Source organism: Streptomyces composti, from assembly GCF_012034205.1.
Lineage (GTDB): Bacteria > Actinomycetota > Actinomycetes > Streptomycetales > Streptomycetaceae > Streptomyces > Streptomyces composti.
In genome coordinates this window covers 70,757-85,466 of record NZ_JAATEM010000023.1, presented here as the reverse complement: position 1 = coordinate 85,466, position 14,710 = coordinate 70,757, and the positions used below count along the sequence as shown (strand labels likewise).

General features: G+C 75.1%; 11 protein-coding genes. 5 read left to right on the top strand and 6 right to left on the bottom strand.

What is annotated here, in order from left to right; translation table 11 throughout:
• Nucleotides 1–22 precede the first annotated feature (22 nt).
• Nucleotides 23–784: a GntR family transcriptional regulator gene (locus HCJ93_RS19690; protein WP_167997055.1), complete on the bottom strand. Its 762-nt coding sequence runs from the start codon at nucleotides 782–784 to the stop codon at nucleotides 23–25.
• 180 nt (nucleotides 785–964) lie between these two features.
• A complete protein-coding gene (locus tag HCJ93_RS19685) occupies nucleotides 965–1,885 on the bottom strand; it encodes an RNA polymerase sigma-70 factor (RefSeq protein WP_167997054.1) in 921 nt (306 codons plus the stop codon).
• 196 nt (nucleotides 1,886–2,081) lie between these two features.
• Between HCJ93_RS19685 and HCJ93_RS19680 the strand changes: the two genes are divergently transcribed.
• From HCJ93_RS19680 to HCJ93_RS19670, 3 genes are all read left to right on the top strand, one after another.
• On the top strand, nucleotides 2,082–2,960 hold the full coding sequence (locus tag HCJ93_RS19680; RefSeq protein ID WP_167997053.1) for an alpha/beta fold hydrolase: 879 nt from the start codon (nucleotides 2,082–2,084) through the stop codon (nucleotides 2,958–2,960).
• A 168-nt stretch (nucleotides 2,961–3,128) separates the two neighbouring features.
• Nucleotides 3,129–4,613, top strand: a complete 1,485-nt coding sequence (gene pdxR / locus HCJ93_RS19675; protein ID WP_167997052.1) for a MocR-like pyridoxine biosynthesis transcription factor PdxR — start codon at nucleotides 3,129–3,131, stop codon at nucleotides 4,611–4,613.
• A 103-nt stretch (nucleotides 4,614–4,716) separates the two neighbouring features.
• The gene (locus tag HCJ93_RS19670; RefSeq protein WP_240967711.1) at nucleotides 4,717–5,970 is read left to right on the top strand and encodes a GNAT family N-acetyltransferase; all 1,254 of its coding nucleotides are present in this window, start codon (nucleotides 4,717–4,719) and stop codon (nucleotides 5,968–5,970) included.
• 147 nt (nucleotides 5,971–6,117) lie between these two features.
• Here HCJ93_RS19670 and HCJ93_RS19665 read toward each other — a convergent pair whose 3' ends face one another.
• The gene (locus HCJ93_RS19665) at nucleotides 6,118–7,311 is read right to left on the bottom strand and encodes a trans-sulfuration enzyme family protein (RefSeq protein WP_167997050.1); all 1,194 of its coding nucleotides are present in this window, start codon (nucleotides 7,309–7,311) and stop codon (nucleotides 6,118–6,120) included.
• A gap of 59 nt (nucleotides 7,312–7,370) precedes the next feature.
• Here HCJ93_RS19665 and HCJ93_RS19660 point away from each other — a divergent pair, with 59 nt between their 5' ends.
• Together HCJ93_RS19660 and HCJ93_RS19655 are read left to right on the top strand one after the other, a co-directional pair.
• On the top strand, nucleotides 7,371–7,862 hold the full coding sequence (locus tag HCJ93_RS19660) for an Lrp/AsnC family transcriptional regulator (protein ID WP_167997049.1): 492 nt from the start codon (nucleotides 7,371–7,373) through the stop codon (nucleotides 7,860–7,862).
• A gap of 32 nt (nucleotides 7,863–7,894) precedes the next feature.
• A complete protein-coding gene (locus tag HCJ93_RS19655; RefSeq protein ID WP_167997048.1) occupies nucleotides 7,895–9,583 on the top strand; it encodes a DUF885 domain-containing protein in 1,689 nt (562 codons plus the stop codon).
• Between the two features lie 6 nt (nucleotides 9,584–9,589).
• Here HCJ93_RS19655 and HCJ93_RS19650 read toward each other — a convergent pair whose 3' ends face one another.
• From HCJ93_RS19650 to HCJ93_RS19640, 3 genes are all read right to left on the bottom strand, one after another.
• Nucleotides 9,590–10,435, bottom strand: a complete 846-nt coding sequence (locus tag HCJ93_RS19650) for an SDR family oxidoreductase (protein WP_167997047.1) — start codon at nucleotides 10,433–10,435, stop codon at nucleotides 9,590–9,592.
• 78 nt (nucleotides 10,436–10,513) lie between these two features.
• Nucleotides 10,514–13,507: an AAA family ATPase gene (locus HCJ93_RS19645; RefSeq protein WP_167997046.1), complete on the bottom strand. Its 2,994-nt coding sequence runs from the start codon at nucleotides 13,505–13,507 to the stop codon at nucleotides 10,514–10,516.
• Nucleotides 13,504–14,667 carry an exonuclease SbcCD subunit D gene (locus HCJ93_RS19640; RefSeq protein WP_167997045.1) on the bottom strand — a complete coding sequence of 388 codons (1,164 nt, stop codon included), beginning with the start codon at nucleotides 14,665–14,667 and terminating at the stop codon, nucleotides 13,504–13,506. Before HCJ93_RS19640 ends, HCJ93_RS19645 begins: the two co-directional genes overlap by 4 nt.
• Between the last annotated feature and the right edge of the window lie 43 nt (nucleotides 14,668–14,710).

Here is a 14,710-nt window from a genome sequence, read left to right as displayed (position 1 = left end):
GGCCCGGTAAGTCCGTGCGTGCTCAGGAGGCCTGGCGCTCCGGTCCGTGGTGGATCTCCACCGCGCCCGTGTCACCGAAGGTGAGCCGGCAGGTGTCGGCGCGGTAGGTGGCCACGGAGAGTGCGGCGGTGCGGCCGCGGGTGATGTACCGGGTGGTGACGACCAGGACCGGAGCACCGGGGAGGCGGTCCAGCTCGCGGGCGTCCTCGGCGTTGGCGGAGCCCAGCTCCACGGTGTTCTCCTGGCGCTCCAGCTCCAGGCGCTGCAGTTCGCGCAGGACGGCACGTGCGCGGGCCGTGCCGGACGGCAGGTCGATGCCGGTCAGGTCCGGGACGGAGGAGGCCGGGATGTGGAGGAGCTCTGCGGCGACGGGCTGGCCGTGCGAGACGCGGGAGCGGCGCACGATGTGCACCGGCTCGTCCCGGCCGGTGACCAGGGTCTCGGCCACGGAGGCCGGCGGCACCTCGAGAGTGCAGTCCAGCGCCTGCCAGGCGTCGCCGGGCGCGCCCGGCCAGCCGTGCCGCGCGGGGCCGACGGAGACGCCCATGCGGGGCGGGGCGACGGTCGTGCCGACGCCGCGGCGGCGCTGCAGCCTGCCCTCGAGTTCCAGTTGCTCCAGGGCCTGCCGGAGGGTTGCGCGGGCGACGCCGAACCGTGCCGCGAGCTCACGCTCGTTGGGGAGGATCTCCCCCACCGAGAATTCGTTCTCCAGCGCTTCGCTGAGCACGGTCCTGAGGTGCCAGTACTTCGGTTCCGGCACCGTCTCCAGCTGCGTGGTCCCCACCCTGTCCTCCACGATGGCTGAGTCCGGCGGCGTTTTAGCGCCCTTGTTTATTAAAGGTTGTTTCACTTGTCAGCGACCATAAGGGGGCCCGACCCCTTGGTCAATACCAATCCGCCGCGACGGCGGGACCCCCGCCGGACGACGGGGGTCTGCCGCAGAGGGAGCCGGAACCCGCCGGGACTACGGGGCCGGGGGCGGCGCGGCCGGCGCTTCCGGCGGCAGCGCGGCCAGCGCCTGCAGCTTGTCCGGGTTGCGGATGATGTACACGGTCCGGATGCGTCCGTCGGCGACGTCGACCTGGAAGACCGCGTCGGGCTTCCCGCCGGAGAGCACCAGCAGCGCGGGGCCGCCGTTGACCTCGATGAAGCGCACCGAGAAGTCGGGCACGCCCTTGCCCGCGACGCCCTTGATGAAGCGGCCCACCTTGTCCGCGCCCTCCAGCTCCCGCAGGGGGCCGCGCGTCTTGCCGCCGCTGTCCCCGACGAGGCGCACATCGGGCGCGAGGAGTTCGAGGAGCGCCTCCAGGTCACCGCCGCCGGCCGCGGCGAGGAAGCGTTCGGTCAGGTCGCGCCGCTGGGCGGGATCGACCTCGTAGCGCGGGCGGCGCTCCTCCACGTGCCTGCGGGCCCGCCCGGCGAGCTGCCGCACCGCCGCCTCGCCCCGGTCGAGCATGGCCGCGATGTCGGCGTAGGGGTAGCCGAAGGCCTCGCGGAGGACGAACACCGCGCGCTCCAGCGGCGACAGCGACTCCATCACGACCAGCACGGCGAGGGAGACCGAGTCGGCGAGCACGGCCTGCTCGGCGGTGTCCGGGGCGCGGTCGCCGAAGTCGGTGACGTAGGGCTCGGGCAGCCACGGTCCGACGTAGGTCTCGCCGCGGGACTTGATCTGGCGCAGCCGGTCGATGGCGAGGCGGGTGGTGACGCGCACCAGGTAGCCGCGCGGGTCGCGCACGTCGGAACGGTCGCCGCCGGACCAGCGCAGCCAGGCCTCCTGGACCACGTCCTCGGCGTCGGCCACCCGGCCCAGCATCCGGTAGGCGACCCCGAGGAGGACGGGGCGGTGCTCTTCGAAGACGTCGGTCTCGGTGTCGGTGGTCACCGCTCCATCCCAGCCGACGCCAGCGGCCCTGTCCAGGCGGTTCCCGGCGGGGCGGTGCGGACGCCGTACGCCGGCGGCACGAGTCGGGGCGCGGGCGGCCGTGCGGCCGGAATCGGGGGCTACCCGTCGGTAGCAATTGCTGACAAGCTGTCTACGGCGTCCCCGCCCGCGAGACCCAGACGAGGAGAGCACCTTCATGTCAGCGACCGTCTCCTTCGAGGTCCCCTCACCCCACGGCCCGCAGCGCGTCACCCTGTCCTATGCGCGTGTGGGCCGCGGCGAACCGCTGCTCCTGCTGCACGGAATCGGCCACCACCGACAGGCCTGGGACCCGGTGGTCGACATCCTGGCCACCGAACGCGAGGTGATCGCCGTGGACCTGCCCGGATTCGGGGCGTCCGCCAAGCTGCCGGACGGGCTCGCCCACGACCTGCCGACCATGAACGCCGCGCTGGGCGCGCTCTGCCGGAAGCTGGACCTTGGCCGTCCGCATGTCGCGGGCAACTCGCTGGGCGGTCTGCTGGCCCTGGAGCTGGGCCGCGCCGGGCTCGTACGGTCCGTCACCGCCCTGTCCCCCGCCGGGTTCTGGACGCAGGCCGAGCGGCGCTACGCCTTCGGAGTGCTGCTGGGGATGCGGCGGATCGCGGAGCGGCTGCCGCTGCCGCTGGTGGAGCGGCTGGCCCGTTCGGCCGCCGGGCGGACGGCGCTGACCAGCACCATCTACGCCCGCCCCGCCCGCCGTTCGCCCGAGGCGGTGGTCGCCGAGACACTGGCGCTGAAGGAGGCCGGGGGCTTCTTCGAGACGCTGCGCGCCGGCCGTGCCGTCCGGTTCACCGATCCGGTGCCCGAGGTACCCGTCACCGTGGCCTGGGGCGCCAAGGACCGGCTGCTGCTGCCCCGGCAGGGCGTCCGCGCCAAGCAGACCATCCCGCACGCCCGGCTGGTCCGCCTCCCCGGCTGCGGCCATGTGCCGATGAACGACGACCCGGCCCTGGTCGCCCGCGTCATCCTGGACGGCAGCCGCACCCGGCCGGCGGAGACCGAGCCCGCACAGGTGAACGCCGCGGCCTCGTAGGCGACGAGGATCTCGCCGCCGGTCCGCGGCCCGGTCCGTGAGCGGTCTTCCGGTCCGCCCGCCGGCCCGTCCGCGGTGCGCGACGGCAGCGGAAACCGGTGGGCCGGTTCGGCGGTCCCCTCGTAGAGTGACGGCGACCGAGCCGACGCGATCCCCGGGGTTCCCGCCATGCCGCCAGCACCGACCGACGCGGGTGCCGGAGGGAGCAAGGGCACCACGGGGGCGGGGCGCCCCGAGCTCGCCTCACCCGCCTGGGAGTTGCTGCTGCCCGCCGCGTCGGCGCCCGCCCGCGGACGGGGGCGGGCCCTGCGAGAGGCGCTGCGCGAGGCGGTGCGGGCGGGGCGGCTGGCGCCGGGGACGCGGCTGCCGTCCAGCCGGGACCTCGCCGCCGACCTCGGGGTCTCCCGCGGGCTGATCACCGAGGCCTACGAGCAGTTGACCGCGGAGGGGTATCTGCGGGCCGGGCGGGGCGCCGGGACCTGGGTGAGCGAGACCGTGCGGGCCGCCCGCCCCCGCGCCCGCGATCTCGCCCCGCGCTCCCCCGGCGCCCGCGTCGACTTCGTCCCCGGCACCCCGGATCTGTCCCTTTTCCCGCGCTCGGCCTGGGCCGCCGCGCAGCGCGAGGTGCTGGCGGAGCTGCCGCACCGGGACCTGGGGTACCCGGACCCGCGCGGACTGCCCCGGCTGCGCACCGCACTGGCCGGGCTGCTGGCCCGGCGACGCGGCGTGGTGGCCGATCCGGAGCGGATCGTGGTGGTCTCCGGGGTGGCCCAGGCGTCCACGCTGCTGGGCCTGGTCCTGGCCGCGCGGGGCCGGCGCACCGTCGCGGTGGAGGACCCCGGCAGCCCGCAGCACACCGCGCTGTACGCCTCCGCGGGGGTCCGGACGGTGCCCGTGCCGGTGGACCGGGAAGGGCTCGCCGTGGACGCCCTGCGGGCCTCCGGCGCACGGGCCGTGGTCGCCACGCCGGCCCACCAGTTCCCCACCGGGATCGCCTACTCGGCGCGGCGCCGGGCGGAACTGCTCGACTGGGCACGCTCGGTGGACGGCATCGTCCTCGAGGACGACTACGACGGCGACTTCCGCTACGACCGCGCACCCATCGGCGCCCTCCAGGGCCTCGACCCGGAGCACGTGGCCTACGCCGGCTCGGTGAGCAAGTCGCTCGCGCCCGGGCTGCGGCTCGGCTGGCTGGTGGTGCCCGGGGCGTGGACCGAGGAGGTGGTGGAGCGCAAACGGACCCTGGACCTCGGTCATCCGACGCTGGACCAGGCGGCGTTCGCCCGGTTCCTGGAGCGCGGCGACTACGACCGTCAGCTGCGCCGCTGCCAGCGCGCCTGTCGCGAGCGCCGCGACGCCCTGGCCGGCGCCCTGGCGGAGCACTTCCCTGGGGCGCGGGTGTCCGGTATCGCGGCGGGGCTCCATGTGATCGCCGTGCTGCCCGGGCGTTACGGGCCCGAGGAGCTGCTGCTCGCCCGGGCGAAGGAGGCGGGAGTGGCTGTGCGCCCTCTCGCCCAGTACCTCCACGGCGACGGCGACGGCCGCATCGGCGGCACCGGCGAGGGCGTCCACCTGGTTCTCGGCTACGCGCACCTGCCTCCCGCCCGGATCCGCGAGGGCGTGCGGCTGCTGGCGGAGGCCGTCCGGAGATGAGCGCTGCCGCGGCGGCCGATTGCGGAACTCGTTACCCACCGGTCACAGTGAGTTCGTAACCGGGAAACACCATTCCTTCACAGTGGTGTGCATGAGTCGAGACATGTCTGAAGTGATCTGCAATCTGCGGGAGCTGGCGAGACGGACGGTACGGGGCAGGGCAGGCTTCCATGTGTGGTGGGCACGACGGCACGGGCATGCGCCCCCGGTACCCGAAAGCGATACCGGCGGTGCCCGGCCGCCCTCCGCGGAGGCCGGGCCGAGCGTGCTGTGGCGGATGCGGACGACGGTGCGGGACGAGCCCGGATCGCTCGCCGCGCTGTGCACGGCACTGGCCGGGCACGGGGTCGACATCCTGAGCCTGCAGACCCATCCGCTCGGCGACGGCGTGGTGGACGAGTTCCTGCTGCGCGCGCCGGACGGGCTCGACGGCGGGTCGCTGGCGGAGGCCGCCGAGGGTGCCGGCGGCCGGGACACCTGGATCGAGCGGGCCGACACCCACGATCTGGTGGACGCCCCGGCGCGGGTGCTGGCCCTCGCGGCCCGCACCGCTCAGGACGCGGCGGAACTGCCGCTGGCGCTGCGGCAGTTGCTGGGGAGGTGCACCATCCGGTCGGTGCCCGCCGCCCGCTCCTCGGCGGTGCCGGCGCCGCAGGGGCCGGTGGAGGGGTCGCTGGAGGACACCGTGATGCGGCTGCGCGCCCCGGAGGGCGGGGTGATCGTCGTGGAGCGGCCGTATCTCCCCTTCACCCCGACCGAGTTCGCCCGGGCGCGGGCGCTGGTGGAGCTGGACGCCCGGCTCGGTCCGCGGGTCCCGCGCCGCCGGGACGTGCTCACCCTGCCGGAGGGCGGCGACATCACGGTGCGCCGGGCGGACACCCGTGATCTGCCGGCCGCGCTGGAGATGCACGAGCGGTGCTCGGCCGAGACGCTGCGGCTGCGCTACCACGGCCCCGTCGGCGACGCGGACCGCTACCTGCGCCATCTGCTCAGCCCGCGCTTCGGCCGCACGCTGGCCGCGCAGACCTCCTCCGGCCGCATCGTCGGCCTCGGCCATCTGCTGTGGGACGGCGACGAGACCGAGGTCGCGCTGATCGTCGAGGACGCCTGGCAGCGCCGGGGCATCGGCGGCGAACTGCTGTCCCGGCTGGTGGCGATGGCCGCCGAGGCGGGCTGCTCGGACGTGTACGCGGTGACCCGGGCCGCCAACACGGGCATGGTCGCCGCGATGCGGGCCCTCGGTCTGCCCCTCGACTACCAGATCGAGGAGGGCACGCTGGTGATCACCGCCCGCCTGGACGGGATGGGGCCGCACGGCCCGCGGCAGCGGCACGGGGCGCACGCCGCCCGGCCCTGAGAACACAGCGCACGCCGCCCGCCCCGGAGAACGCGGGCCGCGCCGCCCGGTGCCGGAGCGGACGCGGCAGCCGGCGGCGGCTGGAGAGCGGTGGCCGTCCCCCTCCCCCGGGTGCGGGGGACGGCCGGGTCGTGCACCGGTCGGGCGTCAGCCCTGGACCAGCTCCTCCTGGCGGGTCCCGGTGCCGGTGTGCCCGCCGAGCGCGCCGTCCAGGTCCGCCCACAGGTCCTCGACGTCCTCCAGGCCGACCGAGAGGCGCAGCAGGCGGTCGCTGACGCCGGCACCCCTGCGGTCGTCGGCGTCGACGATGCGGTGGCTGATGGAGGCCGGGTGCTGGATGAGGGAGTCCACGCTGCCCAGGCTCACCGCGGGGGTGATCAGGCGGACCCCGGCGATCACCCGGTGCGGGTCCCCGTGGACCTCGAAGGACACCATGGCGCCGCCGATGCGCGGGTAGTGCACCCGCTCCACGCGCGGGTCGGCGGCCAGCCTGCGGGCCAGCTCGGCGGCGTTGGCGGAGGCGGCCCTCACCCGCACCGGCAGGGTCGACAGGCCGCGCAGCAGCAGATAGCCGGCCAGCGGATGCAGGACGCCGCCGGTGGCGAAGCGGATCTGCCGCAGCGTGCCCGCGAACTCCTCGTCACAGGCCACCACTCCGGCGAGCACGTCCCCGTGCCCGCCGAGGTACTTGGTGGCGCTGTGCAGCACGATGCGCGCCCCGTGCTCGGCCGGGCGCTGCAGGACCGGCGTGGCGAAGGTGTTGTCGACCAGCAGCGGCACCGAGCCGCACGCCTCGGCGACGGCCCGGAGGTCGATCTCGGCCAGCGTCGGGTTGGCCGGGGACTCCACCAGCACCAGACCGGTGTCGGGGCGCAGCGCACCGGCGACGCCGGCCGGGTCGGTCCAGGTCACCTCCGAGCCGAGCAGCCCGGCGGTCAGCAGGTGGTCGCTGCAGCCGTACAGCGGCCGTACGGCCACGACGTGCCGCAGGCCCATGGCGCCGCGGGCCAGCAGGACGGCGCTGAGCGCGGCCATGCCGCTGGCGAAGGCGACCGCCGCCTCGGTGCCCTCGAGCCGGGCCAGGGCGGTCTCGAAGCGGGCGACGGTCGGGTTGCCGAGCCGTCCGTAGACCGGCGGCCCGTCCGGTTCTGCGCCGGTGGTGGCGAAGGCGTCGATGCGGGCGGCCTCGGCGCGGCTGTCGTACGAGGGATAGGTGGTCGACAGGTCGATAGGCGGGGCGTGCAGTCCCAGGCCTGCGAGGTCGTCACGGCCGGCGTGCACGGCCTCGGTGGCCAGTGCGCGAGATGAACGCGTGGTACGCGTGTCCATGCCCAGTTCCATGACCGAAGGGTGAACAACGACCGGGTCTCCGGAGCCGGAAACCGTGCTACGTTCGGCCAGTGGCCGAATCTGTCGTACTGGATCCGGTGGATCTGCATCTGCTGCGGCTGCTGCAGAACGACGCCCGGATGACCTACCGGGATCTCGCCGCGCAGGTCGGAGTCGCACCGTCCACCTGCCTGGACCGGGTGACCCGGCTGCGCCGCTGCGGCGTGATCCTCGGGCACCGCCTGGAGCTGGATCCGGCCCGGCTGGGCCGGGGGCTGCAGGCGCTGCTGTCGGTGCAGGTGCGGCCGCACCGGCGGGAGCTGGTGGGGCCCTTCGTGGAGCGTATCCGGGCGCTGCCGGAGTCGCTCACCGTGTTCCATCTGACCGGCCCCGACGACTATCTGGTGCACGTCGCGGTCGCGGACATGGCGGATCTGCAGCGGCTGGTGCTCGACGAGTTCACCGCCCGGCGTGAGGTGGCCCGGGTGGAGACGCGGCTGATCTTCCAGCAGTGGGACTGCGGGCCGCTGCTGCCGCCTTCGCCCTCGGCTCAATCCGGGTGACGTGCGGCGGGCCGCGTACCAGGATGGTCCGCATGTCACAGACCAACAACGCGCTGCCCCGCCAAGTCGCCGACGCCTACGTCGACGAGCTGATCGCCCTCGACCCGGTGACCGGTACCTACCTCGGTGTGAGGGAGAGCTCCGCCAAGCTGCCCGACCTCTCCCCCGCGGGCCAGGAGGCGCTCGCGGAGCTTCAGCGGGCCACCCTCGCCCGGCTCGACGAGGCCGAGCGCCTCCCCGGCGCCGACAGCGACATCGAGCGCCGCTGCGCCCGGCTGCTGCGCGAGCGGCTCACCGCCGAACTCGCCGTGCACGAGGCCGAGGAGGGCCTGCGCTCGGTGGGCAATCTGGGGACCGTGGTGCATCCGGTGCGTGAGGTGTTCACCGTGACACCGTCCCGGACGGAGGAGGACTGGGCGGCGATCGCCGAGCGGCTGCGCGCGGTGCCGGGCGCGCTGGCCGGCTACCGGCAGTCCCTGGAACTGGGCCTGGAGCGCAAGCTGTACGCGGCGCCGCGTCCGACCGAGGCGTTCATCGGGCAGCTCACCGAGTGGGCCGACACGGGCGAGGGCCGGGGCTGGTTCGAGGACTTCGCCTCGGCGGGACCGGAGGCGCTGCGGGCCGAACTGGACCAGGCCGCGCGTGGCGCGACCGCCGCGGTGGCCGAGCTGCGCGACTGGATGCGCGACACGTACGCCCCGGCCGTCGAGGGCGCCCCGAACACGGTGGGCCGGGAGCGGTACGCCCGCTGGTCCCGCTACTTCAACGGCACCGACCTCGACCTGGACGAGGCGTACGCCTACGGCTGGTCGGAGTTCCACCGGATCCTCGGCGAGATGAAGAAGGAGGCGGAGAAGGTCCTGCCGGGCGCGAAGACCCCGTGGGTGGCGCTGGCCCACCTGGACGAGCACGGCCGGCACATCGAGGGCGTGGACGAGGTGCGCGACTGGCTCCAGGGGCTGATGGACCGGGCGATCGAGTCGCTGGACGGCACCCACTTCGACCTGGCGGAGCGGGTGCGCAGGGTGGAGTCGAAGATCGCCCCGCCGGGCAGCGCGGCTGCCCCGTACTACACCCCTCCGTCGGAGGACTTCTCCCGGCCCGGCCGCACCTGGCTGCCGACGATGGGCCAGACCCGCTTCCCGGTCTACGACCTGGTGTCGACCTGGTACCACGAGGGTGTCCCCGGCCATCACCTGCAGCTGGCGCAGTGGGTGCACGTGGCGGACAGCCTCTCCCGCTACCAGGCCACCGTCGGCATGGTGAGCGCCAACTGCGAGGGCTGGGCGCTGTACGCGGAGCGGCTGATGGACGAGCTGGGCTTCCTGACGGACGCGGAGGAGCGGCTCGGGTATCTGGACGCCCAGATGATGCGGGCCGCGCGGGTCATCGTCGACATCGGCATGCACCTGGAGCTGGAGATCCCGGCGGACTCGCCGTTCCACCCGGGTGAGCGCTGGACCCCGGAGCTGGCGCAGGAGTTCTTCGGCGCGCACAGCAGCCGTCCGGCGGACTTCGTGGAGAGCGAGCTGACCCGGTACCTGACGATCCCGGGCCAGGCGATCGGCTACAAGCTGGGCGAGCGGGCCTGGCTGCTGGGCCGGGAGAAGGCCCGTCAGCGGCACGGCGGTTCCTTCGACCTGAAGGCCTGGCACATGGCGGCCCTGTCGCAGGGCTCGCTCGGCCTGGACGACCTGGTCGACGAACTGGCCGCCCTGTAGGCCCGGTCAGCGGCGGAAGCCGCCCTCGGAGGAGATGACCTGCCCGGTGATCCAGTCCGCCTCGTCGGTGGCCAGCCATGCGATGAGGCGGGCGGGATCGTCCGGCATGCCCCAGCGGCCCGCGGGGAACATCGCGGCGATGGCCTCGTAGGCCTCGCCGGTCATGTAGTCGGTGTCCACGGGGCCGGGGTTGACGGTGTTCACGGTGACGGCCTGGCCGGCGAGGGTCGTCGCCAGCGAGCGGGTGATGGAGGCCAGGGCGCCCTTCTGCAGTGCGTAGGCGATCTCGCCGGGCATGCCGTTCGCGATGTCCTGCCCGGAGGTCATCATCACCACGCGCCCGCCGGGCGTGCGGGGAGCGAGGGTCGCCCGGTGCCGGGCGAACGCCTGGACGAGCAGCAGGACCGAGCGGGTGTCGACGGCCCAGTGGGCGTCGAGCATGGCCGCGTCGACGGTGTCGAGGTCGCCGTCGCTGCCGCTGAGGGCGTGGTTGGCGACGAGGATGTCGAGCCGGCCGCCGAGGGCCTCGACGGCGCGGTCGAGCAGTTCGGCGGGCACGGCCGGATCGGCGAGGTCGCCGGGTCCGGCGATCACGCGTGCCTGCGGATCGCCGAGCGCCTCGGTGACGGAGGCGGTCACCTCCTCGATCCGGTCGGCGCCCCAGGGCCGGCCGGCGTCGTGCGGCACATGGTGGTGCAGATACACGCTCGCTCCGTAGGCGGCCAGGCGCCGGGCGACGGCATGGCCGATCCCGGCGCGCCGGCTGGCGCCCGTGACCAGGGCGGTCCGGCCGCGCAGCGGCAGGGGGTCACGGCGGAGTTCTTCGGGGGCGGGGTGCGGAAGTCGGGGCATGACCGGTCATGATGGCCGGTGCCGGGCCCGGACGCACGCCGTTTTCCGCCGGGCGCGCCCGGCGCGCCTCCGATGGGCTCAGCCGGTCCCGCGCTGCCGCAGCACCGAGCCGGATCTGCCCTTGACCACCTCCAGCTGGGCGTGGATGCGCCTCCGCAGATCGGCGACATGGCTGACGATGCCCACGCTGCGGTCGCGTTCGCGCAGGGAGTCCAGGACGTCCAGCACCTCGTCGAGGGTCTGGTCGTCGAGGCTGCCGAAGCCCTCGTCGATGAACAGGGTGTCGAGCCGCACCCCGCCCGCCTCGTCGGTGACCACGTCGGCGAGGCCCAGGGCGAGGGCGAGGGACGCGAAGAACGTCTCGCCGCCGGAGAGCGTGGAGGTGTCCCGCTCGCGCCCGGTCCAGGCGTCGACGACGTGCAGGCCGAGGCCGCTGCGGCCGCGTCCGGTGCGGTCGTCGGAGTGCACCAGGGTGTAGCGGCCGGACGACATGCGCTGCAGTCGCGCGGACGCGGCGGCGGCGACCTGCTCGAGACGGGCCGCGAGCACATACGACTCCAGGCGCATCTTGCGTTCGTTGTCGGCCGCCGTGCCGGCGGTGAGGCCCGCCATGCGGGCCACCCGGTCGTGCTCCTCACGCAGCGGCGCCAGCCTTCGCACCGATGCGGCGACCCGCGCGGAGAGCCGGTCCAGCTCCATGCAGCGGCGGTCGGCGGCGTCCCGGGCGGAGGCAGCCTCGCGCACCCTGCGGTCCGCCTCCGCGGCGGCCCGCTCGGCGGCGAGCACATCGGCGGGCGGCTGGGCGGCGGCGGTGAGCGTCTCGTGCTCGGCGAGGACCGTGCGCACCGCGGCCTCCTCCTGCTGCCAGGCGTCCAGGCGCCGCTGCAGCTCGCGGTGGGCGGCGGCGTCGAGGAGGGCGTCGGCGGCGGCCTGCGGGGTGTCGAAACCGGCCCGGAAGGCGGCGTCGGCGAGCCGGGCGTCGGCGGCCTTGAGCCTCCTGGCGGTCTCCTCGGCGGCGCGGGCGGCCTCGGCGGCGTCGGTGAGCCGGGCGACGCTGTGCTCCAGCTGTGCGGCGCGCGCGGCGACGCTGGGCGCCTCGCCCCGCGCCTGGGCCAGTTCCTCCTCCAGCGTGGCCCGTTCCCGCTCGAGCCGGTCGCGGTGGCCCACCCGGGCGGCGGCCCGGACGGCGGCCTCGCGCTGGGCGGAGACGCGCAGTTGGTGCTCGTGCTCGGCCTGGCGCAGCCGTTCCTGCGCGGCGTGCAGTCCGGAGGCGGCCTCGCGTGCCTCCGCGTGAGCGTGCTCGAGCTCCCGCAGCTCCCGGGCCAGTTGCTCGGCGGGGGTGTCGCCGGCCTCCGCCGTGGCCGCGGCGAGGGCTTCCCGCAGCCCGGCGTGGCGGCGTTCGTCCTCGGCGTGCTGCTCCTCGGCGAGCTGGTAGTCCTTCAGCGCGCGCTCCTCGGCGGCGCGGTCGACGTGCCCGGCGTCCTTGCGGGCGGGCGCGGGATGCTCCCTGGAGCCGCAGACGGCGCAGGGCTCCCCGTCGGTGAGGGCGGCGGCCAGTTCCGCGGCGATTCCGTCGAGGCGCTGTTCCTTGAGGTCCAGCCAGCGCTTGCGGGCCCCGGCGGCGCGCTCGGCCGAGGCGAGGGCGCGGCCGCGGGCCTCCTCGGTTTCGGCGGCGAGCCGGTCGCGCCGGCGGGCCGCGTCGAGTCTGCGGCGGGCGGGCTCACGGCGCTCGGCGAGCTGTTCGCTCCTGGTGGCGGCCTGCCGGGCGCCGTCGACGGCATTCTGCAGGGCGGTACGGGTCTCCTCCCAGCCGGCCAGCCAGGCCTCGGCCTCCTGGAGGATCTCCTCGTCGGCGCGCTCCTGGCGGTCCAGGCCCGCACGTTCGTCGAGGAGTTCGGCGAGTCTGCGCTCGGCGCGGCGCGCGGACTCCAGTCCGCCCAGTTCCTCGGCGGCGCGGCGGGCGGCGTCGGTCAGGGCGGTCGCGCCGGCGTCGGCGAGGGGGGCCGGCAGCAGGGCACGGGCACGGGTCTCGGCGTCGGCGGCGCGCCGGTGCTCGAGCTCGGCTGCCTCGCGCAGGTCCAGGGCGGGGGCGACCGTCTCGGCCTTGCGGGCCCGCTCCATGCGCCGCTGGGTCTCCTGGTGTGCGCCGGCCCGCTCCTCGAGGCGTGCGGCGCGCTCGCGGGCCTCGGCGAACCGCCGTTGCAGCCGGTCGCGTTCGCGGGTCTCGTGCAGGGCGCGGTCGGCGGCGGTCCGCGCGGACTCGGCGGCGGCGAGCCGGCGGCGGGCGATGTCGAGCTGCTCGCGTGCGGTGCTGCGGGCGACGGCGGCGGCGCTCAGCACGGCGTCGGCGAGGCCGGGGTCGCCGGGCGCCAGTCCGGGCAGGTCCATGGCCTCGCCGGCGGCCTGCTGCATGCGGTGGGCGTCGGCGAGCAGGGCGGCGTCGCCGTCGCGCACCTGGGTCTCGGTGGCGCGCCGGCGCTCGGCGAGCCGCTTCTCGACCTCGGCGAAGCGGCGGGTGTCGAAGAGCCGGCCGAGCAGCTTGCCGCGGGCCTCGGCGTCGGCGCGCAGGAAGCGGGCGAAGTCGCCCTGGGGCAGCAGCACCACCTGGCAGAACTGCTCGCGGCTCATGCCGAGCAGCTGGGTGATCTCCTCGCCGATCTCCTGGTGCGAGCGGCTGAGGTCCTTCCAGCCGCCGGCGGCCGCGTCGTACTCCCGCAGCCAGGTCTGGGCCTTGTCGAGGGTGGTGCCGGTGCCGCGTTTCTTGGCGCGTTCCCAGGGCGGCTGCCGGGTGATCTCGAGGCGGCGTCCGGCGACGGTGAGGTCGAGGGTGACGGAGGTGCGGGTGGCCGGGGCGGCGTGGTCGCTGCGCAGGGACATGCCCTGGCCGCCCTGCCGGGCGCCGGGGACGGCGCCGTACAGCGCGTAGCAGACGGCGTCCAGGACGGAGGTCTTGCCGGCGCCGGTGGGGCCGTGCAGCAGGAAGAGCCCGGCGGCGGACAGGGCGTCGAAGTCGACGCTCTGGGAGCCGCCGAAGGGGCCGAAGGCGGTGATGTCGAGGCGGTGCAGCCTCACCGGGCCACCTCCTGCAGGGCCTCGTCGGCGCGCACGGCGTCGATGGCGTCGCGGAGCACGGCGCGTTCCCGTTCGTCGGGTCCGGCGCCGCGCACGTGGGCCACGAAGTCCTCCGCGATCTGCTGGTCGCTGCGTCCGGCGAGGCGGCGGGCGTAGGAGACTCCGGGGTCGTCGGGGGCGCGTTCGGGGTCGAAGACCAGGCTGAGGGTGTGCGGGAAGCGCTCGGTGAGCCGGGCCATGGGGTCGGCGGGGCGGACCGGGTCGGTGAGGGTGGCCTCGACCCAGGCCTGCTCGTGCGGGGTGAGCGCGGGGTCGGCGAGCAGCTCCTCCAGGGTGCCGCGGATGCGGGCGAGCGGCCGGGGCACCGGGCAGTCGACGCGTTCGGCGGTGACGGCTCCCCCGGCGTCCAGGTCGATCAGCCACATGCTCTTGCGCTGGCCGGCCTCGGAGAAGGAGTAGGCCAGCGGGGAGCCGGAGTAGCGGATGCGTTCGCTGAGCGTCTGACAGCCGTGCAGGTGCCCGAGCGCCACATAGTCGACGCCGTCGAAGACGCCCGCGGGCACGGCGGCGACTCCGCCCACGGTGATGTCCCGTTCGCTGTCGCTGGGTTGGCCGCCGGTGACGAAGGCATGGGCGAGGACCACGCTGCGGGTGCCGGCCGGGCGGGCGGCGAGGTCGGCGCGGACGCGGTCCATGGCGGCGGCGAGCACCGCCTCGTGGCCCGCCCGTTCGACCCCGAACTCGTCCTTGACCAGGGCCGGTTCGAGGTAGGGCAACCCGTAGAAGGCGACGTCACCGTGGGCGTCGGACAGCAGTACCGGTGTGCCGCAGGCGGACGGCTCGGTGCGCAGATGGACGCCGGCGCGCCCGAGGAGCCCGGCGCCGACGCCGAGGCGGCGAGCGGAGTCGTGGTTGCCGGAGATCATCACCGTCGGCACACCGAGGCCGGCGAGGCGGTGCAGGGCGTCGTCGAACAGCTCGACGGCGGCGAGCGGCGGCACAGCGCGGTCGTACACGTCTCCCGACACGACCACGGCGTCGACGTCGCGCTCCCGCACGGTCTCCACCAGGTGGCCGATGAACTCGGCCTGGGCGCCGAGCATGCCGACCCGGTGGAACGCCCGGCCGAGGTGCCAGTCGGAAGTGTGCAGCAGTCTCATGATCCCCGAGACTAACCGCCGGGTCCGACAGCACGGGCGGTTG